24 protein-coding genes are annotated in these 23,605 nt (G+C 72.5%); 10 read left to right on the forward strand and 14 right to left on the reverse strand.

Annotation, left to right across the window (positions count from 1 at the left end; translation table 11 throughout):
* Nucleotides 1-107: 107 nt before the first annotated feature.
* Nucleotides 108-2,021, reverse strand: a complete 1,914-nt coding sequence (locus ACQ5SO_RS09410) for an ABC-F family ATP-binding cassette domain-containing protein (RefSeq protein ID WP_430941335.1) — start codon at nt 2,019-2,021, stop codon at nt 108-110.
* 304 nt (nt 2,022-2,325) lie between these two features.
* On the opposite strand from ACQ5SO_RS09410, the gene ACQ5SO_RS09415 reads away from it, so the two are divergent.
* Together ACQ5SO_RS09415 and ACQ5SO_RS09420 are read left to right on the forward strand one after the other, a co-directional pair.
* Nucleotides 2,326-3,189: an SDR family oxidoreductase gene (locus ACQ5SO_RS09415; RefSeq protein ID WP_430941336.1), complete on the forward strand. Its 864-nt coding sequence runs from the start codon at nt 2,326-2,328 to the stop codon at nt 3,187-3,189.
* A gap of 97 nt (nt 3,190-3,286) precedes the next feature.
* Nucleotides 3,287-3,832, forward strand: coding sequence for a hypothetical protein (locus tag ACQ5SO_RS09420; RefSeq protein WP_430941337.1), 546 nt, complete (start codon nt 3,287-3,289; stop codon nt 3,830-3,832).
* A gap of 217 nt (nt 3,833-4,049) precedes the next feature.
* On the opposite strand, the gene ACQ5SO_RS09425 is transcribed toward ACQ5SO_RS09420, so the two are convergent.
* On the reverse strand, nt 4,050-4,430 hold the full coding sequence (locus ACQ5SO_RS09425; protein ID WP_430941338.1) for a hypothetical protein: 381 nt from the start codon (nt 4,428-4,430) through the stop codon (nt 4,050-4,052).
* On the reverse strand, nt 4,427-5,725 hold the full coding sequence (locus ACQ5SO_RS09430) for a hydroxymethylglutaryl-CoA reductase, degradative (protein WP_430941339.1): 1,299 nt from the start codon (nt 5,723-5,725) through the stop codon (nt 4,427-4,429). Before ACQ5SO_RS09430 ends, ACQ5SO_RS09425 begins: the two co-directional genes overlap by 4 nt.
* 208 nt (nt 5,726-5,933) lie before the next feature.
* On the opposite strand from ACQ5SO_RS09430, the gene serS reads away from it, so the two are divergent.
* The 4 genes from serS (at nt 5,934) to surE (ending at nt 9,639) form a co-directional block, all read left to right on the forward strand.
* Nucleotides 5,934-7,226 carry a serine--tRNA ligase gene (gene serS, locus ACQ5SO_RS09435; RefSeq protein ID WP_430941340.1) on the forward strand — a complete coding sequence of 431 codons (1,293 nt, stop codon included), beginning with the start codon at nt 5,934-5,936 and terminating at the stop codon, nt 7,224-7,226.
* Between the two features lie 233 nt (nt 7,227-7,459).
* On the forward strand, nt 7,460-8,050 hold the full coding sequence (locus tag ACQ5SO_RS09440; RefSeq protein WP_430941341.1) for a hypothetical protein: 591 nt from the start codon (nt 7,460-7,462) through the stop codon (nt 8,048-8,050).
* A gap of 323 nt (nt 8,051-8,373) precedes the next feature.
* A complete protein-coding gene (locus ACQ5SO_RS09445; RefSeq protein ID WP_430941342.1) occupies nt 8,374-8,721 on the forward strand; it encodes a hypothetical protein in 348 nt (115 codons plus the stop codon).
* A 126-nt stretch (nt 8,722-8,847) separates the two neighbouring features.
* On the forward strand, nt 8,848-9,639 hold the full coding sequence (gene surE / locus ACQ5SO_RS09450) for a 5'/3'-nucleotidase SurE (protein ID WP_430941343.1): 792 nt from the start codon (nt 8,848-8,850) through the stop codon (nt 9,637-9,639).
* 21 nt (nt 9,640-9,660) lie between these two features.
* Here surE and ACQ5SO_RS09455 read toward each other — a convergent pair whose 3' ends face one another.
* On the reverse strand, nt 9,661-9,933 hold the full coding sequence (locus tag ACQ5SO_RS09455) for a hypothetical protein (protein ID WP_430941344.1): 273 nt from the start codon (nt 9,931-9,933) through the stop codon (nt 9,661-9,663).
* 259 nt (nt 9,934-10,192) lie between these two features.
* Here ACQ5SO_RS09455 and ACQ5SO_RS09460 point away from each other — a divergent pair, with 259 nt between their 5' ends.
* Together ACQ5SO_RS09460 and ACQ5SO_RS09465 are read left to right on the forward strand one after the other, a co-directional pair.
* Nucleotides 10,193-10,858 carry a protein-L-isoaspartate(D-aspartate) O-methyltransferase gene (locus tag ACQ5SO_RS09460; RefSeq protein WP_430941345.1) on the forward strand — a complete coding sequence of 222 codons (666 nt, stop codon included), beginning with the start codon at nt 10,193-10,195 and terminating at the stop codon, nt 10,856-10,858.
* Nucleotides 10,859-10,956: 98 nt separating this feature from the next.
* Entirely contained in the window at nt 10,957-12,459 is a 1,503-nt protein-coding gene (locus tag ACQ5SO_RS09465) for a peptidoglycan DD-metalloendopeptidase family protein (RefSeq protein ID WP_430941346.1), read from the forward strand.
* A gap of 60 nt (nt 12,460-12,519) precedes the next feature.
* Here the strand turns inward: ACQ5SO_RS09465 and ACQ5SO_RS09470 are convergent, their stop codons facing one another.
* The 9 genes from ACQ5SO_RS09470 to ACQ5SO_RS09510 all read right to left on the reverse strand — a co-directional run bounded on the left by ACQ5SO_RS09470 (nt 12,520) and on the right by ACQ5SO_RS09510 (nt 20,166).
* Nucleotides 12,520-13,368, reverse strand: coding sequence for an ATP-binding protein (locus tag ACQ5SO_RS09470; RefSeq protein ID WP_430941365.1), 849 nt, complete (start codon nt 13,366-13,368; stop codon nt 12,520-12,522).
* Between the two features lie 20 nt (nt 13,369-13,388).
* Nucleotides 13,389-14,204, reverse strand: coding sequence for a twin-arginine translocase subunit TatC (gene tatC, locus ACQ5SO_RS09475; protein WP_430941347.1), 816 nt, complete (start codon nt 14,202-14,204; stop codon nt 13,389-13,391).
* Nucleotides 14,205-14,217: 13 nt separating this feature from the next.
* Nucleotides 14,218-14,802, reverse strand: a complete 585-nt coding sequence (gene tatB, locus ACQ5SO_RS09480; protein ID WP_430941348.1) for a Sec-independent protein translocase protein TatB — start codon at nt 14,800-14,802, stop codon at nt 14,218-14,220.
* A 97-nt stretch (nt 14,803-14,899) separates the two neighbouring features.
* Complete coding sequence (locus ACQ5SO_RS09485; RefSeq protein WP_430941349.1) at nt 14,900-15,112, reverse strand: twin-arginine translocase TatA/TatE family subunit; 213 nt, start codon at nt 15,110-15,112, stop codon at nt 14,900-14,902.
* A 218-nt stretch (nt 15,113-15,330) separates the two neighbouring features.
* On the reverse strand, nt 15,331-16,374 hold the full coding sequence (locus ACQ5SO_RS09490) for an ABC transporter ATP-binding protein (RefSeq protein WP_430941366.1): 1,044 nt from the start codon (nt 16,372-16,374) through the stop codon (nt 15,331-15,333).
* 251 nt (nt 16,375-16,625) lie between these two features.
* The gene (locus ACQ5SO_RS09495; protein ID WP_430941350.1) at nt 16,626-17,273 is read right to left on the reverse strand and encodes a hypothetical protein; all 648 of its coding nucleotides are present in this window, start codon (nt 17,271-17,273) and stop codon (nt 16,626-16,628) included.
* Between the two features lie 103 nt (nt 17,274-17,376).
* Nucleotides 17,377-17,913 (reverse strand): GNAT family N-acetyltransferase, encoded by a 537-nt coding sequence (locus ACQ5SO_RS09500; protein WP_430941351.1) that lies wholly within the window; start codon nt 17,911-17,913, stop codon nt 17,377-17,379.
* Between the two features lie 6 nt (nt 17,914-17,919).
* Nucleotides 17,920-18,708, reverse strand: coding sequence for an SDR family oxidoreductase (locus ACQ5SO_RS09505; protein ID WP_430941352.1), 789 nt, complete (start codon nt 18,706-18,708; stop codon nt 17,920-17,922).
* A 144-nt stretch (nt 18,709-18,852) separates the two neighbouring features.
* Entirely contained in the window at nt 18,853-20,166 is a 1,314-nt protein-coding gene (locus ACQ5SO_RS09510; RefSeq protein ID WP_430941353.1) for a glycosyltransferase family 4 protein, read from the reverse strand.
* Between the two features lie 250 nt (nt 20,167-20,416).
* Here ACQ5SO_RS09510 and ACQ5SO_RS09515 point away from each other — a divergent pair, with 250 nt between their 5' ends.
* Complete coding sequence (locus ACQ5SO_RS09515) at nt 20,417-20,806, forward strand: excalibur calcium-binding domain-containing protein (RefSeq protein ID WP_430941367.1); 390 nt, start codon at nt 20,417-20,419, stop codon at nt 20,804-20,806.
* Between the two features lie 98 nt (nt 20,807-20,904).
* Here the strand turns inward: ACQ5SO_RS09515 and ACQ5SO_RS09520 are convergent, their stop codons facing one another.
* Nucleotides 20,905-21,375 carry a PaaI family thioesterase gene (locus ACQ5SO_RS09520; RefSeq protein WP_430941354.1) on the reverse strand — a complete coding sequence of 157 codons (471 nt, stop codon included), beginning with the start codon at nt 21,373-21,375 and terminating at the stop codon, nt 20,905-20,907.
* A gap of 151 nt (nt 21,376-21,526) precedes the next feature.
* On the opposite strand from ACQ5SO_RS09520, the gene ACQ5SO_RS09525 reads away from it, so the two are divergent.
* Entirely contained in the window at nt 21,527-23,134 is a 1,608-nt protein-coding gene (locus ACQ5SO_RS09525; protein WP_430941355.1) for a peptide chain release factor 3, read from the forward strand.
* The last annotated feature ends 471 nt before the right edge of the window (nt 23,135-23,605 follow it).

Below are 23,605 nucleotides of genomic sequence, written 5' to 3' on the forward strand. Positions count from 1 at the left end.
ACGGGGGCCGCGCGGCCCCCGTCTTGTCGCCCGGCCTTCACGCCAGGGCTCAGATTCCGGGGCCAAGCCCCTGCCCCGCCGGCGCCTTCCGGGCCGCCGCTTCGGGCTCAGCCCGCGGCGCGCTCGGCCTCCGCCGCTTCCAGCCGCTCCTGCGCGTCCATCCACAGCGACTCGGCCCGTTCCAGCCCGTCCACGATCTCGCCGCGCTTGGCCTGGAGCGCCTCGATCTTCGCGCCGTCGCCGGATTCGTACAGCGCCGGATCGGCGAGGCGTTCGTCGATCTTCTCCTGCATTTCCATGAGCTTGGAGACGCGGGCCTCGCATTTGTCGACCTCGGCCTTCAGCCCCGCCAGCGCCTTGCGCGTCTCGGCGGCCGAGCGCCGCGCGGCGGCCTTGCCCGGCCCCTGCGCCCCCGCGGCGGCGCCATCCACGCGCGCCTCGGCCGCCCGCCCGCCGCCGCCGCGACGCGACAGCAGCAGCTTGCGGTAATCCTCCATGTCGCCGTCGAAATCCGAGACCCCGCCGTCTTCCACCAGCCACAGCCGGTCGGCCACCGATTCCACCAGGTGCGGGTCGTGGGAGACGAGGATCACCGCCCCCTCATAGGCCGCCAGCGCCTGCGCCAGCGCATCGCGCGATTCGATGTCGAGATGGTTCGTCGGCTCGTCCAGCACCAGCGCATGGGGCGCCCCCGCGGCGCAGATCGCCATGCACAGCCGCGCCTTCTGCCCGCCCGAAAGGCTGGACACCTTGATGTCGGCGATCGCCTCGCCCAGCCCCGCCTGCGCGAGGCGCGAGCGGATCTTGGCCGGCGCGTCCTCGGGGAACAGGCGCTGAAAATGCTGGATCGGGGTCTCGCCCGCCACCAGCTCATCGAGCTGGTGCTGCGCGAAATAGCCGACCTTCATCTTGCCCGAGTGCCTGAACGCCCCGTCCATGGCCGAGAGCCGCCCGGCGATCAGCTTCGACAGCGTCGACTTGCCCTGCCCGTTCGCGCCGAGGAGCGCGATCCGGTCCTCCTGGTCGATGCGCAGCGACAGGTTCTTCAGGATCGGCACGCCGTCATAGCCCACCGCGGCCTTGTCGAAGACCATCAGCGGCGGCGAGAGCGGCGCGGGGTTGGGGAAGCGGAACCCCGCCACGCCCGTCTCCACCACCGAATCGATGGGCTGCATCCGCTCGAGCATCTTCAGCCGCGCCTGCGCCTGCCGCGCCTTGCTGGCCTTGGCGCGGAACCGGTCCACGAAGCTCTGGATATGCGCGCGTTCCGCCTGGCGCTTGGCGGCGGCGGCGTTGGTCTGCTCGATCTTGGCGCGGCGCTCCTCGACGAAGCGGTCATAGGGCACGCCGTAATAGGTGAGATCCTTGTTCTCGAGATGCAGGATCCCGTCCACGGCCCGGTTCAGCAGCCCCCGGTCGTGGGAGATCACCAGCGTCGTCGCGGGGCGGGAGGCGAGGAACGTCTCCAGCCACACCGCGCCCTCGAGGTCGAGATAGTTCGTCGGCTCATCGAGAAGCAGCAGGTCGGGGCGGGAGAAGAGCACCGCGGCCAGCGCCACGCGCATCCGCCAGCCGCCCGAATATTCCGCCGCCGGGCGGGCCTGGGCGGCGCTGTCGAACCCGAGGCCCGAGAGGATCGCCGCCGCCCGCGCCTCGGCCGAATGCGCGTCGATATCGGCGAGGCGCAGCTGGATCTCGGCGATCCGGTGCGGGTCCTCGGCCGTCTCCGCCTCGGCCAGAAGCGCCGCGCGCTCGGCATCCGCGCGCAGCACGATCTCGATCAGCGGGTCGGGGCCCGCGGGGACCTCCTGCGCGACGCCGCCGATGCGCCAGCCGCGGGGGATCTCGATCTCGCCCGAATCGAGGGCGAAGTCCCCGCGGATCAGCTTGAACAGGGTGGTCTTGCCCGTCCCGTTGCGTCCGACCACGCCCACCGTCTTGTTGGCGGGCACGGTGGCGGAGGCGCCCTGCAGAAGCGGGCGGCCGGCGAGGGTGAAGGAGAGGTCGCGGATCTGGAGCATGGGCGCGGCATAGCGCGCCCGGACGGGGATGGGAAGCGCCCGCGCGCGGCGGGCCCCGCCTGCGGCGACATGGAGAGGGGGGAGCGGCCAAGCGCGCCCTTCCCCCGCCGTCCCGCATCGTGGAACAAACGCCGCCGCGCCCCGAAGTGTTGACCGCCGGTTTACGCAGCCCGGCGCAGGATGCGCGCGCAGGCGCGGGACCGGGGCCGCTGCGACTCCCCCCGCCCCCCGCGCCCGCCCGTCCCCAAGGATCCCCCGCGGCCGCAATCCCCGGGACCGCAGAATGCAGGAGCAGGCGCCGGCCATGACCCAGCGCATCGTCATCGCGGGCGCGACCGGCTATCTCGGCCGCCGCGTCGTCCAGGTCTTCAAGGCCCGCGGCTGGCGGGTCAACGCGCTCGTGCGCAACGCCGCCGCCGCCCGCCGCGCGGGAATCGCCCCCGCGGACATGCTGGTGGTCGACCTGCAGGGCGCCGCCCGCCTGGCCGAGGTGATGCGCGACGCGGACGCCGTGTTCTCGGCCGTCGGGCTGACGCGCCAGCGCGACGGGCTGACCTATGACCAGGTGGATTACGGGGTGAACCTGGCGCTGCTGAAGGCGGCGGTGAAGGCGGGGGCGCCCCGCTTCGGCTATGTCCATGTCCTGAACGGAGAGAACATGCGCCGCTCGGCCCTCGCCCGGGCCAAGAGCCGCTTCGTGAAGGTGCTGGAGGGCGCGGCGATCGAGCCGGTGGTGATCGCGCCCACGGCCTATTTCTCGGACATGGAGGATTTCCTGGAGATGGCCCGCCGCGGCGCGGTGTTCCTGGTCGGGGATGGCGAGCGGCGGCTGAACCCGATCCATGGCGACGACCTGGCGGCGGTCTGCGCCGACGCGCTGATCGCCGGGACGCGGCGGACCAACGTGGGCGGCCCGGACGTGTTCACGCAGGCCGAGCTGGGCGCGCTGGCCTTCGAGGCGCTGGGCAAGCCGCCGCGGATCATCCGCGTGCCGCGCGCCCTCGCCGGGGCCGCGGTCGGCGCGCTCAAGCTGCTGGGCCCGCAGCGGATGTGGGGCCCGGCGGAATTCTTCCTCGAGGCGACGGCGATGGACATGGTCGCGGGCCAGAAGGGCAAGAAACACTTGGCCGCGCATTTCAAGGCGCTGGCCGAGGGCACGGCGCAATAGGCCGCGGCGGCGGGCCGGGACCGGGCCGGTTTCCTGGTGTATATTCGGCCTCGCCCGGAACCTGCCGGGCCTGACCGTTTCAGGCCGGAGAAATTACATGATGAAACCTGCCTCGCTTCTGCGCGCCGCCCTGGCCGCCTGCCTGTGCGCCGGCGCCGCGCCGGCCCTCGCCGCCTCGATCGAGGTCGACGTCTTCGCCGCCGCGCATTCCTACAACGGCGGGTCGGGCGGCGGGCTGGCCACCGGGATCGTCCTCGCCTCGGGCGACAGCTTCGGGGTGTCGGCCGACCCGTCGGACGACTGGCTCGTGAACCCGTCCTATCCTGGCTTCGGCGCCGACGGGATCGACACGCTCGGCCCCTACACCTCGGCGGGGCTGACGGCCAATTACTCGGCGCTGGTGGGGCGGATCGGCGCCTCAGGGCCGTATTTCCTGGTCGGCTCGGCCTTCACCGGGGCCGCGGCGGGACCGGGCGAGCTGTTCCTGTTCAACTGGGATTCCAACAGCTCGGACAATTCGGGCTTCATCACCGCGACGATCACCACCGCCGACGCGCCGGGCGCCGACGTGCCCCTGCCCGCCTCGGCCGCGCTGCTGCCGCTCGCGCTCGGCGGGCTGGCGGCGCTGCGCCGCCGGGGCTGAGGCCCCGCGCCCGGGGAACGCACCATGGCCAGGCCCGGGGGCGGGGGCCTCGGTCGGGGCGCTGAAGCCGCCGGGCCCGCAGCGGATGTGGGGCCCGGCGGAATTCTTCCTCGCGGCGTCCTAGATGGACATGGCCGGCGCCCAGCACGGCGAGAAACACCTGGCCGCGCATTTCAAGGGCCTGGCCGAGGGGATGGCGAAGCAGGGGCCCGCGCCCCTAGAGCGCGACATCCTCCCACGTCCCGCCCTCGGGGCGCCACTGGGCCGAGAACGCCTCGGCGGTGACGATGATGCAGCCCGGGACCAGCGCCGCGGTCAGCGTCCTGCCCTCCGCGTCGAGGGTGACCGACGCCACCTGCCCCGCCCGCGCATTGTCCCGCAGCGCCGCCGCGTCGAGGGTCTGCGACACGATCCCGACGCCGCGCGCGGTGATGCGCATGGCGCCGGGACGATCCGCATCCGGGCGCCCCTCCTTCACCACCGATTCCCGAACCCGGGAGAGGACGAGCTCATAGGCGCCCTCGTCGGCCCGCCAGGCCGCCGAGCTCAGCAGCCCGTCGTGGAAATCGATCTCGTCGAAGCGCAGCGCGTCCGTCATCGCCCGGACAGCTCCGCGAGGATGCGCGCCGCGGCGCGGCCGTTGATCGCCTTCTCCTCGATCATCCTTGCCGCAACCGCCTCGACCAGCTCGCCCGCGGCGCCCGCCGCGACGGCGAGGTTCTTGGCATGCAGCGCCATGTGCCCCTTCTGGATGCCCACGGTCGACAGCGCGAACATCGCCGCGAAGTTCTGGATCAGCCCGACCGAGGCCATCACCCGCGCCAGCCGATCCGCCCCCGTCGCGCCCATGATCTTCAGCGCAAGCTGCGCCGTCGGGTGCGTGCGCGTCGCGCCGCCGACCACGCCCACGGGCATCGGCATCTCGATCACGCCGGTCAGATCCCCTTCCTGCGTCGCCTCGAACCGCGACAGGGCGGTGTAGCGGCCGGAACGGGCGGCATAGGCATGGGCCCCGGCCTCCAGCGCGCGGGTGTCGTTGCCGGTGGCCAGCGCCACGGCGCAGACGCCGTTCATGATGCCCTTGTTGTGGGTCGCGGCCCGGTACGGGTCGGCCGAGGCGAAGTGCGAGGCGGCGATAACGCCGTCGCGCCCCTCGGGCCCGCCGATCTGGTCCAGCGGCCAGACCGCCCGCGCCCGCACCACCCGCCGGTCGGCGAGGTTCGACAGGATCCGCAGCCCCGCCTTGCCGCCGGTCCACTCGGCCAGCCGCGGCGCCACGGTCTCGGCCATGGTGTTGACCGCGTTGGCCCCCATCGCGTCGCGCACGTCGACGACCAGGTGACAGACCAGCATCGGCGGAACCCCGGGGCCGCCGTCGACCACCCGCGCGTCCAACTCCCGGAAGCCGCCGCCGAGCTCGACCAGCATCGGGTCGCACGCATCGCAGATGGCGCGGATCTCCTCGACATGCTCCAGCGCCCGGGCGCGGGCGCCGAACGGGTCGCGCAGGCCGGTCAGCTGCACCTGCGCGATCATCCGCGGCGCGTCGGCGCTGGTGAACACGCCCCCCGCGGGCAGGCAGCGCCGGGCGCCGTTGCAGACCGCCGCGACCACCGAGGATTCCTCGGTCGCCATCGGGACCAGCACCGGGTCCCCGTCCACCACCAGGTTCACCGCGACCCCGAGGGGCACCGCGAAGGCGCCGATCGCGTTCTCGGCCATGTGGTCCATCAGCTCGGCCTGCGGGCGCGAGGCGGCGGCGAAGGCCGCGACCTCCTCCGGGTCCAGCTTCGCGGCCGCGGCCACGGCGGCCAGGCGCTCGGCCATGCCCAGGCGGTGAAAACCGGGGATGCGCGCATGGCCCCCGATGTCGTTGCGGCGGCTGTCGTCCATGCCCCCGTCCTCCCTCTTGCGCGGCCATCGCTCGTCCGGGCCGCTTCGGCGGCATCCTGCACCGCGCCCGGCCCCGCGCCAAGCGCCGCCCGCGTCCCCGCCGCGCGCCCGCGCCCCCTTTCGCGCCCGCGCCCCCTTTCGCGCCCGCGCGCGCTGATGCATAACCCGTCCCGCAGAACCGCGAACCGCCCGCGAGAGGACCGATCCCATGCACGACATCCGCCAGATCCGCGAGAACCCGGAGGCGTTCGACGCCGCCCTCTCCCGCCGCGGGGCCGCGCCGGTCTCGGCCGAGATCCTCGCCGTCGACGAGAGCCGCCGCGCGAAGATCAAGGCCGCCGAGGACGCGCTGGCCGAGCGCAACGCCGCCAGCAAGCAGGTCGGCAAGGCCAAGGCCTCGGGCGATGAAGCGGAGTTCGAGCGGCTGCGCGCCCTCGTGGCCGACAAGAAGGCCGAGATCGCCCGCCTTGAAGAAGAGGCCAAGGCCGAGGATGCGCGCCTGAACGATTTGCTGCTGGTGATCCCGAACCTGCCCCTCGACAGCGTGCCCGAGGGCGCGGACGAGGACGCGAACCAGGAGCTGTCGCGCTGGGGCGAGATCCCCGACTTCCCCTTCGCGCCGAAGGAGCATTACCAGCTCGGCGAAGCCATGGGGCTGATGGATTTCGAAACGCCCGCCAAGATCTCGGGCGCGCGCTTCATGATGCTGACCGGGGCGCTGACGCGCCTGCACCGGGCGCTGGCGCAGTTCATGCTCGACACCCATGTCGACGAGAACGGCCTCGAGGAGACCTGGACCCCCGTCCTGGTGCGCCCCGAGACCATGCTCGGCACCGGCCAGCTGCCGAAATTCGCCGAGGACAGCTACCAGACCACCAATGGCTGGTGGCTGATCCCCACCGCCGAGGTGACGCTGACCTCGATCCCCGCGGGCGAGATCCTGGCCGAGGGCGACCTGCCGAAACGCTACGTGGCCTGGTCGCAGTGCTTCCGCTCCGAGGCGGGCTCCGCGGGCCGCGACACCGCGGGCATCCTGCGCCAGCACCAGTTCGAGAAGGTGGAGATGGTCTCCATCACCCGCCCCGAGGACGGGGAGGCCGAGCTCGAGCGCATGACCCGCTGCGCCGAGGGCATCCTCGAGGCGCTGGGCCTGCCCTACCGGCGGATGCTGCTCTGCACCGGCGACATGGGCTTCGGCGCGCGCCGCACCCATGACCTGGAGGTGTGGCTGCCCGGGCAGAACACCTATCGCGAGATTTCGTCGGTGTCCCTGTGCGGCGATTTCCAGTCCCGCCGCATGAACGCCCGCTTCCGCCGCGAGGGCGAGAAGAAGCCCGAGTTCCCGTCCACGCTCAACGGCTCCGGACTCGCCGTCGGGCGCACGCTGATCGCGGTGATGGAGAACGGCCAGCAGGAAGACGGGTCCATCACGATCCCCGAGGTGCTGCGCGGCTACATGAAAGGCGCGACGAAGATCACCGCCGAGGGCGCGCTGGCCTGATCCGGGCCGCGCCGCATTGGAACACCCCGACGGGGGGCGCGCAGGCCGCGCCCCCCGTTTTCGTCTCGCGGCGCGCGCCTTTGGGCCCACGCCTTTCGCATAGACGCCCCATCCGGCGGACTCAGGTCCCGATCCCGGCGCGCCGGTGTCCGATACCTCCACGTTCTCCAATTCACTTCGCATTCGAGTAAAACAGGTTTCGAAAGTCAGGTCAGACAGGGGAGACCACGCGAATGTCCTCGATCAGCAGCATGTCCGGCGCCTCGGCCATCCACGCCCAGAACATCGCGGCGATGCAGCAGGCGGCGCAGACCCGCCAGGACGCGGCCGCGGCCGAACAGCAGACCCCGGCCAACAAGACCACCGGCGCGGGCGGGACCGAGATCGCCCGCCAGCAGGCGGTGACCCGCGCGCAGCTCGCCTCGGCCGTCAGCCCGGTGGAAGGCCAGAAGCGCGTCGCCGAGAACAACGAGTCGATCAAGCCCCCGACCGAGCAGACCTTCGAGGCCCCCGGCCTGAAGATGAAGGCCGAGATCGCCCGCCAGGCCCGGATCGAGGTGCGCCAGGCGATCGAGAGCTCGTTCCTGCAGTCGATGATGGAGGGCGCCACCACCGCCTCGCGCGACGCGGCGATGGAACAGGGCGACGCCATGGCCCGCAACCGCGAGACCATGCGCTCGATGGAAATGCCCGAGGCGAGCCGCGCCTTCCGCGCCGAGCAGGAGATCTCGACCAAGCGGTTCGAGGCGCAGCTGGCCGAGCTGCGCTCCATGGTGCTGGGTCAGCCCGGCGGCGGGAGCATGGGCATGGACATGCGTGCGTGACACGGACAGGCCCGCAGAGAGGGCCGCGTAGCAGACGAGGGACGGGGGAAAGGGGGCCGCGAGGCTCCCTTTCCTTGTTCGGGCTTGATTCGGCCCGGCGGGCGCGCGGAACCGCCCGCCGCCCCGCCATCGCCGCAGCTCCGCGCCGGCGACCATGGTCGTATGGATCCGCAACTTTCGGTTGCACAGCGGTACTGATCCGCATGGAAACGGTATTTCGACACCGCGGACGTAGCGTCAATCTGCTTTTTCGTTCATAGTGGCGGCAGCCCGCCCGCTGGGGAGGCGGGCCCGCGGCCGAAGCGCCGACGAAGAGACGGAAAATGCTCATGTTGCTAGTAAAATGCCTGCACCTGCCCGATCCCGACGCCGGGACGGGCCTCTATACGCTCGAGCCGATCCGCGCCGGGGACGTGGTCTGGCGCTTCGGCAGCGCCGCGGAACGGCCGCTTCCGGCCGCCACCTGCGCGGCGCTGGGGCCCGCGCAGCGCCGCGCGGCCGAACAGGTCGCGCCGCAGGACGTCCACGCGCTCGCGCTGCGCCACGACGCGGCCCCCAATCTCGATTTCTCGCGCCCCATGGTCGGCGTCGCGCTGCGCGACATCTCCGAGGGCGAGGAGCTGACCGCCGACCTGTCGCAATTCGCCCTGCCCGGCGCCGCGGCGGCCTGAGCGCCCGGCCGTCGCCCGGCCGCCGCGGCGCCGCCCCGCCGGGCGCTTCACCCTGCTGCGCGATGGACCGCGGCGGCGCAAGCCGCTAGACCGGGGGTCGAGACCTTCTGCCCCCGGAGACCACGCATGCGCATCCTGATCACCAATGACGACGGCATCACCGCCCCCGGCCTGAAGGCCGCCGAGGACATCGCGCACGAGCTTGCGGGCCCCGAGGGCGAGGTCTGGGTGGTCGCGCCCGAGAGCGAGCAGTCCGGCGTCGCGCATTGCATCAGCTACACCAAGCCGATGCGCCTCAACCAGCTGGGCCCCCGGCGCTTCGCGGTCGACGGCTCGCCCGCCGACTGCGTGATCTGCGCGGTCAAGCACCTGATGGCCGACTGCCCGCCCGACCTCGTGCTCTCGGGCGTCAACCGCGGGCACAACGTGGCCGAGGACATCGTCTATTCCGGCACCGTCGGCGGCGCGATGGAGGCGGCGATCCACCGCTTCCCCGCCGTGTCGCTGTCGCAGTATTACGGGCCGAACAATCTCGGGCTCGACGACACGTTCGAAGCCTCGCGCCGCCACGGCGCCGCCGCCGTGCGCAAGGTGCTGAAGATGGGATTCGGCCAGCGCAGCGACCCGTACCAGCTGTTCTGGAACGTGAATTTCCCGCCGATCCCCGGCGACCAGGTGCGCGGGATGCGCGCGGCGCGCCAGGGCGCGCGCCCCGGCGGCGCCTTCCAGATCCGCCAGGACGTGGCCCCGAACGGGCGCACCTATTTCTGGCTGACCCACGGCAAGGGCAATATCGAGAGCCGCCCCGGCGACGACGCGCGCGAATGCGCCGAGGGCTGGGTGACGGTCACGCCGCTGCGCGCCGACCTGACCTCCGAAGACGACCTCTCGGCCGCCGCCGCGGCCCTGAACGGCTGACGCCCGGCGACAGGGGCGCGCTCAGCGCCCCTCGCCCTCCCCCAGGGCCGCTTCCTTCCGGGCGCGGCGCGCGTGGTGGGACATGGCCGAGGCGACGGCCCCCGCCACGCCCCCGCCGATGAAGGCGCCGGGCCAGGTCCCGAAGAGCTCCGCCGCCGAGAGCCCCGCGAGCCCGCCGAGCGGCAGCGCGATCCACAGAAGATGCGCCCCGGGCGGGCGCGGCGGCGCGCCGGGGCCCCGCGCCGGGTCCTGCCCGCCGCTCCGCCGCCCTGCATCTGCGCCTGTCCGTGCCATGGGCCAAGGGTCCCCCGCCGCGCCCGGCAGGGTCCAGCGAAAAACCCTTCGGATTTTAACGATTTGGCGGCGGCCCCGGCGCCGCGACCGGCCCATGCGTCGCCCTTTCGCCACGCTGCGGCGCCTCGGCGACTCCGCGCCCGCCGCGCCCGCTTGCAGCCCCCCTTCGCCCCGCCATATCCTGCGCCCCGCAGGGCCTGAAGGCCCCCGCGCGGCCCGCCGGATCCCCCGCCTGCCGCCGCCGCGAGACGAGGAGCGGATGACCCAAGCCCACACCCCCTCCGACCCCGAGGAACGCGCGCAGATCGTGTTCGCGCTGCGCTCCTGCGGGATCACCGACCCGCGGGTCCTGGAGGCGGTGGAATCCGTGCCCCGGCGCCTGTTCATCGACCGCGCCTTCCGCGCCCGGGCCGCCGAGGACACGCCCCTGCCGATCGCCTGCGGACAGACCATCTCGGCCCCCTCGGTGGTCGGGATCATGACCCAGGCGCTGGCCGTCACCCCCCGCTGCAAGGTGCTGGAGATCGGCGCCGGCTCGGGCTACCAGACCGCGATCCTCGCCCGCCTCGCCCGCCGGGTCTATGCCGTGGAGCGTCACCGCCCCCTGGCCCGCGCCGCGCGCGAATTGATCGAGCGCGAGCTCGACCTGCCCAACGTCACCATCATGGCCGGGGACGGCACGCTGGGCCTGCCCGACCAGGCGCCCTTCGACCGGATCCTGCTGGCGGCGGCGGCCGAGGACGTGCCGCGCGACCTGATGCAGCAGCTGCGCGTCGGCGGCATCATGGTGCTGCCCGTGGGCCAGTCCGACGACATCCAGCAGCTGATCCGCATTGAAAAGACTGAAAACGGCCCAGTTTATTCGGAACTGTCGCCGGTGCGGTTCGTGCCGCTCCTCGAAGGCGTCGCCGCCGACCTGGACTGACGCCCGCCGCCGCGACGCCGCCGCCTTGATGCGGCGCCCAACAGACGACCCATGGCGCAGCGCCCGTGCCGCGCGCGCCGACCAAGGAGAGACCCGCCATGTCCCGCCGCCCCGCGCCGCGCGCCCTTCGCGCCGCCCTGCTGATCGGCCTGCCCGCCGCCCTCGCGGCCTGCGTGGGCCAGGGCGACCAGGGGCCGCCCCCGGCCGCGCCGCCGCCCACGCCCGCCGCGCCGCAGGTCAAGGCCGCCGGCCCCGCCCAGCCCGACGCGCGCGGGATGATCTTCATGGACGGCTACGTGCTGGCGGTGGCCCGCGCGGGCGACACGCTCGAAACCCTCGCGGCGCGCACCGGCGCCGACGCCGTCGCCATCGCCTCCTATAACGGGCTGCCCGCGAACTACGTGCCCCGCGCGGGCGACGAGGTGGTGCTGCCCCCGAAGCTCGGCGGCTACGCCCGCCTCGCCGCGCCCGCCGCCGGTCCCGCCGGGGCCGCCGCCGCGGCGCGCCCGCTCTCGGCCCCGATCGAGCCGATGGAGACGCTGGAGACCCTGCCCGAAGACGCCGTGGCCGCGGCGCCGGACGGCCGGCTCGCCGGGGACGCCCCCGAAGCGGGCGCCGGCGCCGGCCCCGCGGGCGCGCCCGGCCCGAACAATGCCGAGTGGTCCGCCGCCCGCATCGCCGACGCCATCGCCCGGGGCGAGCAGGCCCCGGCCCAGGCGCAGGCCCAGGCGGCGCCCGCCGCGTCCGAGCAGGCCCCGGTCCTCAACGGCGGCCGCGACATCGTCTATCACGAGGTCCAGCCGGGCGAGACGGTGGCCGACATCGCCGCCCGCTACGGCGCCACCATGGACCAGGTGGCGAGCTGGAACGCCCTCGCCGGCCCCGCCTACCGCGTGACCCCCGGCCAGGTGCTGACCGTGCCGGTCGAACCCGGCGCCCAGGCCGCCCGCGGCGCCAACCCGGTGGAGCTTCCGGGCCAGGCGGGCGCGACCCTGCCACCGCCCGAGAGCGCGGCCCAGCCCAAGCCCGCCGACAGCATCGCGCCCCGGCCCCTCGCCTCGCCGCAGCTGGGCCAGTACCAGCAGGCGGCCGAGGTCCCGGCCCCGCGCGCCGTCGACGCCCCCGCCGCGCCGGAAGAACAGGCCCAGGCGGTCGCGAGCCTCGAGGAAGCGGCCCCCGCCCCGGCGGCGGCCCCCGCGGCCCCCGAAGCCGCGCCCGCCGATGATGGCGGCCGCTTCCTGCGCCCCGTCCCGGGCCGGGTCCTGTCGCCCTACAACCAGGGGACCGGGCCGGACCGCAATGACGGCGTCGATTTCGACGCCGCGCCGGGCGAGCGGGTGCGCGCCTCGGCCGACGGCACGGTGGCGCTGGTGTCGACCAGCCTCGGCGACTGGGGTTCGATCGTGCTGGTGCGGCACGAGGCCGATTACATGACCGTCTATGGCCGCCTCGGCGCCGTGAACGTCAGCAAGGGCCAGCGGATCAAGCGCGGCGACATCGTCGGCCAGGTGGCCACGCCCACCGGCGACAACCCGGCGATGCTGCATTACGAGGTCCGCCGCGGCGCGTTCTCGGAAGACCCGATGACCTTCTTCGAGTGAAATGAAAAGGCCCGGAGCATCGCTCCGGGCCTTTTCATTTCAGCGGCTTGTGCGTCGGTCTTAAAGCGCGATCTTGACGCCCTTGCGCCCCGCGAGATCGGTGATGAACTGCCACGCCACGCGCCCCGAGACGCCGCCGCGGGTCTGCCGCCACTCCACCGCCTCGGCCAGAAGCTCCTCGTCCGCGACCGGGATCGAGAAGGCGTCGCGATAGGACTTCACCATCTCGAAATAATCGTCCTGGCGGCAGGCATGGAAGCCGAGCCACAGCCCGAAGCGGTCCGAGAGCGACACCTTCTCCTCGGTCGATTCCGAGGGGTTGATGGCGGTGCTGCGCTCGTTCTCGATCATGTCCCGCGGCATCAGGTGCCGCCGGTTGGAGGTGGCGTAGAGCAGCACGTTTTCCGGCCGCCCCTCGACCCCGCCATCCAGGATCGCCTTGAGCGACTTGTAATGGCTGTCATCATGGTCGAACGACAGGTCGTCGCAGAACAGCAGGAAGCGCACGGCCGGCGCCTCGCGCATGATGTTCATCAGCCGGCCGACCGAGGGGATGTCCTCGCGCTGGATCTCGACCAGCTTGACCTCGCCTTCGCCTTCCGCGTTGACGGCGGCGTGCACGGCCTTGACCAGGCTCGATTTTCCCATGCCGCGCGCGCCCCAGAGAAGGGCGTTGTTCGCGGGCAGGCCGCGGGCGAAGCGGCGGGTGTTCTCCAGCAGCGTCTCGCGCGACCGGTCGACGCCGACCAGCAGCTCCAGCGGCACGCGGCTGACCGCGCGCGCCGGGTCCAGCCGGTCCGGCGACACGCGCCAGACATAGGCCTCGGCGGCGTCGAAGCGCGGCGCGGGCATCGGCGGCGGGCTGATCCGCTCCAGCGCCTCGGCGATGCGCGTCAGGGCCGAGACCATGCCCTCTTCGGCGGCGATGGTCATTCCTCGTCGTCCTCGTCCACCAGGCCGTCCTCGATGTCGCGCTGGCGGCGCTTCTTCTCGGAGGCTTTCACCAGGAAGATCGAGACCTCGTAGAGCAGGTAGATCGGGATGCCGAGGCCGAGCTGCGAGATCGGGTCCGGCGGGGTCAGCACCGCGGCGGCGGCGGCGATGGCGACCACGGCGTATTTGCGCATGTTCGCCAGCCCCTCGCCCGTCACCAGCCCGGCGCGGCCCATCAGGGTCAGCAGCACGGGAAGCTGGAAGCAGATGCCGAAGGCGAGGATGAAGGTCATCATCAGGTCGAGGTAGTCGCGCACCTTCCCGAGGAACTCGGTCGAGGTGACGGTCGACCCGTCGACATTCGTGCCGTAGTCGAGGAAGAACCCGAAAGCCATTGGCGCGACAAGGAAATACACCAGCGACGAGCCGAGCAGGAACAGCACCGGCGTGGCCGCCAGGAACGGCCAGAACGCGTCGCGTTCATTCCGGTAGAGGCCCGGCGCGACGAATTTCCAGACCTGCATGGCGATGATCGGGAACGCCAGGAAGAAGCCGCCGAACAGCGCCACGCGCAGGTCGGTGAAGAACTTCTCGTGCAGGGCGGTGTAGATCAGCTTCGGCGCCATGTCCCGCGCCTCGAGCGCGTCATGCAGCGGCCGGGTCAGGAAGTCGAACAGCTGGGTGGCGAAGATGAAGCACAGGATCATCATCGCGGCCAGGCCGACGACGGACCAGATCAGCCGCGTGCGCAGCTCGACCAGGTGTTCGATCAGCGGGGCCTTGGTGCTGTCGATGTCTTCTTGGGTGCTCACGGCTGGGGATCCCTCAGGAGGACGCGGAGGGCTTGGACTTCGCCTCGTCGCGGGCGAGCTCGGCCTCCAGCTCCTCGGCGGAACGGTTCACGGCCGAGAGGCGCTCGGCCTCCGCCTCGGCCTTCGCTTCGGCCGCGCGCAGCGCGGCGGCGCGGGCCTCTTCCTCGGCGGCGGCGGCGCGCTCGGCGGCGGTCCGGGTCTTCTCGCCCTGCGCCTTCGCGGCCTCGGCGGCGGCCTTGGCGGCCTGCTCGACCTCCCAGGCCGCGTTCTCGGCGGCGTCGGCCTCGTCGTAGGAGCCCTTGGCGGGCGCCGCGGCGGGCTTGTCATCGTCAAGCAGGGACTTGGCCATGCTCTTGGGCCCCGAGGCGCCGAAATTGGACGACCACTTGGAGACGTCCTTTTTCAGGTCGGCGACATCGCCGAGATCGGCCTGCCGCGCGGCGTCTTCCATCGCGCCCTGGAATTCGCGGGCCATGCCGCGGGCCTTGGCGACGAAGCGGCCGACATTGCGCATCATGCCCGGCAGGTCCTTGGGCGGGACCACGATCAGCGCCAGTCCGCCGATGACGAGCAGTTCGCTCCAACCGATGTCAAGCATGGGTCACGCCCTTCTCATGCATGTCGGGCGCGCCCGGGTCGGGGCGCGCCGGACAGGAACGCGCCGCCCGGGGAATGCCGGGCGGCGGGTTGCGAAATCAGGCGTCTTTCTTCTCGGCCGGGGTGACGTCGATGGCGCCCTTGCCCTCGTCGTCTTTCTTGGCGACTTCCTGCGGGTCGTCGGCCATGCCCTTCTTGAAGCTCTTGATGCCCTTGGCGACATCGCCCATCAGGCCGGAGATCTTGCCGCGTCCGAACAGCAGGACGACAAGAACGGCGACGATCGCAATCTGCCAGAAGCTCGGGGCCATGGTCAGCTCTCCTCAACTCGGCGCGCCCGGGATGTTTGCGGCGACGCGTCGATGCGTGGGGTCGTGGCGCCCGCCTCCCGCGGAGCGCCGGTTTCGCCTTCCTATTTATGAGATCGGGCAAGCCGTTGAAAGGGGCGATTGCGCGCTTGGCGCGGATCGGGGCCGCGCATTCCACATCCCGGCGCCGCAGAATGAGGCCCGCGCCCGCAAGGCGGGCCTCAGCCGCGCTCCGCGGGGAACAGGAAGCAGCGGTCGCGGCGCATCGACAGCCACAGCGGCGCCCCCGCCTCGGGCAGGAAGGCGCCCGGCACGGTCGCCCGCAGGCGGGCGCCGTCATGGTCCATGCGCAGCTCGATCAGGCTTTCCGAGCCCATGAAGCGCGCCCGCTCCACCACCGCGCGGGCGGCGACGCCGTTGGCCGCGGTGGGGCGCGGACCCTCGCCGCCGTCATCGGGGTCGATCTTCAGGTGCTGCGGGCGGATCACGATGTCCACCGCCGCGCCGTCCGCCAGCCCTGGCGGCGACAGGAACCGCCCGAACGGGGTGTCCACCTGGCGCGAGGACGCGACGCCGCGGATGATGTTGACGTCCGAGAAGAACGCCGCCGCCCGCAGGTCCGCGGGGTGGTTGTAGATGTTGTAGGGCGCGCCGATCTGCACCACCCGCCCGCCGCGCATCAGCGCGATCCGGTCGGCCATGCGCATCGCCTCCTCGGGTTCGTGCGTGACCAGCAGGACGCCCGCGCCCTCCTCCTTCAGCACCGAGAGGGATTCGTCGCGCACCTCGTCCCGGAGCCGCTTGTCGAGGCCCGAGAACGGCTCGTCCATCAGCATGACCTTGGGCCGCGGCGCCAGCGCGCGCGCCAGCGCCACGCGCTGCTGCTCGCCCCCCGACAGCTGGTGCGGGTATTTCGGCCCGTAGCCCGACAGGCCCACGCGCGCGAGGTATTCATCCGCCCGCTTGCCCTTGCCCGTCCCCTTCAGCCCGAAAGCCACGTTGTCGGTGACCGTCAGGTGCGGGAACAGCGCGAAGTCCTGGAACATCAGCCCGACGCTGCGCTTCTCGGGCGGGGCGTGGCGGGCGTCGTCCGAGAGGATCTTGCCGTCGACCGACACGCTCCCCGCCGTCTGCCGCTCCACCCCCGCGGCGATGCGCAGCGTCGTGGACTTGCCGCAGCCCGAGGGGCCGAGCAGGCACACGATCTCCCCCGCGCCGACGTCGAGCGTGACGTCGTCCACGGCGTTGCGGCCCTCGTAGACCATGCTGACGGAGGACAGTCCGAGGCGGGGAGGCGGCTGGGTCAAGTTGCGGTCACGTCCGGCGTCCGGCGCGCGCCCCGATCCCCGGGCAAGGGGCGGCGGGGCGCAAGCCTTATCATTTCACTCGGGAAGCATCTAGCAAGCGGCGCCCGGCGGGGCAAGGCGGCGCGTCCGATGGGCGCGCCCGCCCGCCGCCTCCGCCCGCCGCCTCGGCGCGCCTCCCCCGCCACGCCCCCGGCCCGCCCCGGCGGCGCTCAGCCCCGGCGGCGCAGCGCGGCGAGGCCCCCGAGGCCCAGCAGCAGGAGCGGCGCGGCCGCGGGCGCCGGCACGTCGGAGACCGCCCCCGCCTCGGCCCATGCCAGGTCGTCGAACCCCACGGCGCTGTCGTCGGAGCTGTCGAAGGCGAAGCTGGCGAAGCCGTCCGAGGTGAAGCCGAAGAAGCCAGAGCTTCCCGAGGGCACGATGGTGACGATGGAGCCGACGGTGATCGTCGCCGCGCCCGCGCCCGGGGCCAGGGAGGTGTAGTTGAACCCGAAGGCGGTCAGCGTGCTGTCGAAGGTGAAGGTCGTCACCGCGCCGGTGAAGGCGATGTCGGTGTCGAGGTACATGTAGTTGGCCCCGCCCGGGGTGGTGTTCGAGGCCCCGATGGCGGGAACGCCCAGCACCTTGACCGCGGCGGGGCTGGACCCGACGGCGAAATCTCCGAAATCGATCGAGGACGCGGCCCCGCTGCTCGCCGTTCCCGACAGCGCGCTGGATTCGAAGTCGAAATCGACGGAGGCGCCGATGGCGGCGAGGAAGCTCGCGCGGTCGGTGTAGGTGGCGTTGATGTCGGCGGCGACGGCGGCCGAGCCAGATACGACGAGCGCCGCGGCGGCGATGGCAAGATGCTTGGTTTTCATGCGTGATGTTCCTTGAAATAGGCGGGCCCGCAACCGGGGACGATCCCCAAGAGGTAACGCGTTCGCCGGGGCCGAACAATGAAAGCGGCCCGGCGGGCGCTATTCACACCCGGCGCATCATCACCACCCGGGCCGACACGTCCTGGCCCGCGGCCGCCATCCGCTCCACCTCGCCGCGGCAGACCGGGGGCCAGTCCGCGGGGTCCATCACGTGGTAGCCGCGGCGGGCATAGAAAGGCGCGTTCCAGGGCACGTCGATGAAGGTGCTCAGCGTCACCGCCCCGCGGCCCGTGCGCCGCGCCAGCGCCTCGGCCGCGCGCAGCAGCATCGTGCCGCCGCCGCGCCCGTGCAGGGCCGGGTCCATGTCGAGCTCGCCCACATGCAGCGCCGGGGTTCCGTCCAGCAGCGTCGCGGGCATCCAGCCGAGGAACCCCGCGGGCCGGTCCCCGCCCGCCGCCGCCACCAGCAGCGCCCCCTGCCGCGCAAGCCGCGCGAACAGCGCGGCCGCGGGCGGGTCGGGGTCCACCACCTCGGGATGGGCGGTATCAATGAACAGCGCCCCCGCCCGCCAGTAGATGCGGGCGAGGGCGGGGGCGTCGTCTTCCCGCGCCCCGCGGATCACGAAGGGCGCGGGCGCCATGCCGCCTCAGAACGAGGAGTTGAAGGCCCCGCCGTCGAGCAGGATGTTCTGCCCCACGATGAAGCCCGCGTGCTGCGAGCACAGGAACGCGCAGGTGGCGCCGAATTCCTCGGGCGTCCCGTAGCGGCCCGCGGGGATGGTGGCCATGCGCTGCGCGCGGGCTTCGTCCATCGTGATGCCCGAGGCGTTCATGGCGGCGGTGTCGAGCTGCGTGATCCGGTCGGTCTGGTGGATGCCGGGCAGGATGTTGTTCATGATCACCCCCTTGCCCGCCACCTGGCGCGAGGTTCCGGCGAAGAAGCCGGTGAAGCCCGCGCGGGCGCCGTTCGACAGGCCCAGCACCCCGATGGGCGTGCGCACCGAGGCGGAGGTGATCGACACCACGCGCCCCCAGCCCTTCTCGAGCATCCCCGGCAGGATCTCGGTGGTCAGCAGGATGGGGGTGAGCATGTTGGCGTCGATCGCCGCCTGCCATTCCTCGCGCCCCCAGTCGGACCACATCCCGGGGGGCGGGCCGCCGGCGTTGTTCACCAGGATGTCGGCGCCGCCCATGGCGTCGGCGGCGGCCTTCACCTCGGCCCGGCCGCTGTCGGCGGTGATGTCGGTGGCGATGGTCTCCACCGTCACGCCGTACTGGTCGCGGATCTTCGCCGCGGTCTCGTCCAGCGTGGACTTGGTGCGGGCGTTCATCACCAGGTTGACGCCCGCTTCGGCCAGCGCCTCGGCGCAGCCGCGGCCCAGCCCTTTCGAGCTCGCGCAGACGATGGCGGTCTTGCCCTTGATGCCCAGATCCATGTGTCGGCCTCCCTGACCCTTGGGTTGTTCGGGTCGGAGCCTAGGGCGGCGGCCGGGCGGCGGCAATGGCGGCGCGCGCCCGTAACGCTGCGTTTCCACGCGGCGGGCCGGGGCGGAGGGCCGGGGGCCTGCGCCCCCGCGCGCTTACCGCTCGAACGGATCGCCGAAGGGCGAGGGCCGCTCGCCCCGGCCCAGCATCCAGGCGTAGACGTCCCGCACCTGCTCGGCCTTGCGGGCCCAGTGGAACTTGGCCGCGATCTCCGCCGCCGCAGCGTTCCCCATGGCCGCCAGCGCGTCGGGGTCGGCGGCGGCCTGCTCCAGCGCCCTGGCGAAGCCCGCGATCACCTCCTCCCGCGTGCCGATGGGCGACTTGAGGCCGATGCCGTCATGCACCAGCTCGCCCGGCCCGGCATAGTCCACGATCACCGGCGCCAGCCCCAGCGCCATCGCCTCGAGCACCACGCCGCCGCCGAATTCGCGCACCGAGGGGAAGGTGAGCGCGTCGCAGCCCCGCGCGATGCGCTGCACGTCGCGGTGGTCGATCCAGCCGTGGAAGGTCACCGCCTGCGCCACCCCAAGGCGCTCGGCCAGCGCCTTCAGCTCGGGCTGCATCGGCCCGTCGCCGATCATCTCGAGCGTCATGCGCCCGTCCCGCAGCAAGGGCGCCGCCGCCTCGATCAGCATGTCCGGGCCCTTGTAGGGCACCATCCGGCCGATGAAGACCCCGCGCATCGGCCCGTCATGGGGCGCGCGCGGGCCGGGGGCGGCGAAGCGGTCGGGGTCGATGCCGTTCTCGGGGATGTAGAAGGTGCGGCAGCGCAGGTCCCTGGGGATCTCGGTCGCGGTATGGCGGCTGCCGGTCATGATGGCCGAGCAGCTGCGCAGCATCCGGCCCCGGCCGGGCATCAGCTTGTAGACCCCGCGGATATAGGACAGCCACTCCTTCTCCTTGCGCCGCTCGGCGTCGAAGGCTTTCGGCCAGGGCACCCCGCCATTGAGCGGCCCGAGCGCGAAGGGGACCTTCGCCCCCGCGACGCGCGCGGCCAGCGGCCCGACATTGGTGGGCGAGAGCGGCGTGATCCGGTGCACCACGTCCCAGCGCCCGGCCTTGATCTCTTCCCCGAAGCGGTCCCAGACGAGGCGTTCGAAATAGGGATAGCCGAGGGCCGAGAGCGCCTGGAGGGTCGTCCACCCCTTGCCCTCGCCCATGCGCAGCACCTGGCCGATCTTGTAGAGGGCCTTGGCGACGGCCTCGGAATCGATGGCGGTGAAATCCTCGCCCTCGACCAGGCCCGCGCGCAGGAACGCCTCGCGGTTGCGGACCTGGGTGACGATATGCGCCTCGATCCCGTCCGTGCGGCGCAGGGCGTCGGCCAGCGACCAGCCGACGAGCGGGACCGAGACCCATTCGGGATTGGCGGCCTCGGCGACGAGGAGGGCGCGGATGGGGGCGGTCATGGGCGGCTCCGGGCGCGGGAAATGGCGAGGGGCGAAAACAGGGCGGCGAAACGGTCCCGGACGATGCTTGGGGGCGCGCCCGCCAGCAAGGGCGCGAGACGACGCATCGGGCGGCGGCAGGGGCCAGGAGACCTGCCGGGGTTGCGACGATGCCGGGCCCTCCCAATATTGGTTAACGGAACGTTAATTCGCGAGGGGGAGGGTCGACGTCACGCAGCACCTGGCCGGCGGCGCCGCGGCGCTCGCCTTCCTGCTCCTCGCCGCAGGGGCCAGCCACGCGCAGGACCGCAACTGCGCCGACTTCAGATCCCATGCCGAGGCGCAGGATTTCTTCCTCTCCCAGGGCGGACCCCAGCGGGATCCCCATGGTCTCGATGGCGATGGCGACGGACAGGCCTGCGAGGCGACAGGCTGGGGCGCGACGGCCCGCGCGGCGCGGTCCTCGCGCGGAACGGCCGGCAGGAACTGCTCGGATTTCCGCACGCACGCCCAGGCGCAACGTTTCTACACCGCCGAGGGCGGACCGGCGCGCGACCCGCACCGGCTGGATCGGGACCGCGACGGCCTCGCCTGCGAGGGGCTGCCCGGCGGCCGCGCGGCGCAGGCGGCGCGGCGCCAGGCCCGGGCGCTGTCGGGCTGATCCCGCCGCCGCCCCCACACGCGCCCCGGCCAGGCCGCCGCGCCGGCGCGCGGCCCGCAGCGGGCGCGACGCCGCCGGGCGCGGCCCCCGGCCCCGGATCAGACCTTGCGGATGGTCCCCTGCGCCGCGGCGCAGAGCTTGCGCGTCCCGTCCTCGGCCTCGTCCCAGATCTCGCAGCGCGTGATGGCCGAGGCCTTGCCCGCCGACAGCACCGCGCCCTCGGCCACCAGCGCCACGCCCTGCCCCGGCCGCATGAAGTTGATCTTGAACTCCGCCGTCAGGCAGTCGCCCAGCACCGAGCCCCCGGCGAAGGTCAGCGCGCAATCGGCCATGTAGGCGATGGCGCCGCCATGGGCGAAGCCCATGTGCTGCTTCAGGTCCGCGCGCATCGGCAGGCGGATCACCACCTTGCCGGGCGTGAAATCCACCAGTTCCGCGCCCATCGCCGCCGAGAAGGGCTGGGCGGCGAGGATCCGCCGCCCCCGCGCCATCACCGCGTCGTCGAGCGCCCCGTCTTCCGCCTTGTCTTCCGCCCCGTCTTCCGCCTTGTCCGCCGCCGCATCCGCCATCCCGAAATCCTCCGCTGAAACACAGTTCCGTTTTCGAACCCTCCCGCAGCCCGACGCGCAGGTCAACCGTGCCGCAAGGGCGCCCGCGCCCCCGCGCATCCGCCGCCCGCGCCCCCTTCCCCAAGGCCCCACGCCGCGCTATAGGGCGCGGATGCTCGACCATGGCCACAACTCCGCTCCGCTGCCGCCCGAAGTGGGACGCCGTCGCACCTTCGCGATCATCTCCCACCCCGATGCGGGCAAGACCACGCTGACCGAAAAGCTGCTGCTGTTCGGCGGCGCGATCCAGGCCGCGGGCCAGGTCCGCGCCAAGGGCGAGGCGCGCCGCACCCGCTCGGACTTCATGCAGATGGAGAAGGACCGCGGCATCTCCGTCTCGGCCTCGGCGATGTCGTTCGAATATGACGGCTGCTGGCTGAACCTCGTCGACACGCCCGGCCACTCGGATTTTTCCGAGGACACCTACCGCACGCTGACGGCGGTGGACGCGGCGATCATGGTGATCGACGGCGCGAAGGGCGTGGAGAGCCAGACCCGCAAGCTGTTCGAGGTCTGCCGGCTGCGCGACATGCCGATCCTGACCTTCTGCAACAAGATGGACCGCGAGAGCCGCGACGTCTTCGAGATCATCGACGAGATCCAGGAGGAGCTGGCGCTCGACGTCTCGCCCGCCTCCTGGCCCATCGGCCTCGGGCGCGACTTCCTCGGCTCGTACGATTTGATGAACGACCGTCTCGGCATCATGGACCGGGCCGACCGCAACACCCGCGGGGCGGAGATCGACCTCAAGGGGCTCGAAGACCCGCGGATCGCCGAGCATGTCCCCGAGGGCCAGCTCGAGACCCTGCGCGAGGAAGTGGAGATGGCCCGCGGGCTGCTGCCGGAATTCGACCGGCAGGCGTTCCTTGACGGCGCCATGACCCCGATCTGGTTCGGCTCGGCGCTGAACTCCTTCGGCGTGAAGGAGCTGCTCAACGGCCTCAAGCACTTCGCCCCGCCGCCGCGGCCCCGCCCGTCGGAGACGCGCGAAGTGCAGCCCGATGAAGACAAGGTCTCCGGCTTCGTCTTCAAGGTGCAGGCCAACATGGACCCCAAGCACCGCGACCGCGTGGCGTTCATGCGGCTCTGCTCGGGACATTTCAAGCGGGGCATGAAGCTCAAGCATGTCCGCTCGGGCAAGCCGATGGCGGTGTCCAACCCGGTGATGTTCCTGGCCTCGGAGCGCGAGGTCCTGGACGACGCCTGGGCGGGGGACATCATCGGCGTGCCGAACCATGGCCAGCTGCGGATCGGCGATGCGCTGACCGAGGGCGAGGACCTGCGCTTCACCGGCATCCCCTCCTTCGCGCCGGAGCTTCTGCAGGCCTGCCGCGCCGGGGACCCGATGAAGGCCAAGCACCTCGAGAAGGCGCTGACCCAGTTCGCCGAGGAAGGGGCCTCCAAGCTGTTCCGCCCGAATATCGGCTCGGGCTTCATCGTCGGCGTGGTCGGCCAGCTTCAGTTCGAGGTGCTGGCCAGCCGGATCGAGCTGGAATACGGGCTTCCCGTGCGCTTCGAGCAGACGCAGTGGACCGGCGCGCGCTGGGTCTCGGGGCCGGAAGCCAAGGTCGAGGAGTTCATGAAGGCCAACAAGGGCCACATGGCGACCGACCATGACGGCGACCCGGTCTACATGGTGCGCATGCAGTGGGATCTCGACCGGATCGAGCGCGATTTCCCGGACGTGAAGCTGACCGCGACCAAGGAGACGACGGGGTAAGCGCCCCTCCCTGCCGCGATTTCCGGACGGGCCGGGGCCATGCGCCCCGGCCCGTTCGCGTTCCGGGCGCCGGCCCCCGCCGCCTCCCGCGCTCCGGTGCGCACGGGAACGTGATCGCGATCATCGCCGCCGCCTGAACCTTTCCGCCCCCGGCGCCCGTTGCTTCCCCGGAAGCGCGCAGAAAGCGGCGGAGACGGAGCATGACCGACGAGACGGCGACGGAGCAGCCCCGAAGACAGGGCCCGCGCGGGTTCGAACGCCTGCAGGGCGGCCCGCGCAGGGCGGCCCCGCGCAGGCGCCTTCCCCTTGGATATTGCGTGCCCGCGGGGGCGGCGATGCGCGGGATCGGCGCCGCGGACGCGCCGCCCCCGCGCGAGGCGCCGGGGACCGGGCGACCCCGCCCCGCGACGCCGCCCGCCCCGGACGCCGCCGGGACCGCCCGACCGGCGCCCGGGGAGCTCGCCCGGATCC

The sequence above is a fragment of the Rhodovulum sp. DZ06 genome, from assembly GCF_050586345.1.
Lineage (GTDB): Bacteria > Pseudomonadota > Alphaproteobacteria > Rhodobacterales > Rhodobacteraceae > JBOCEF01.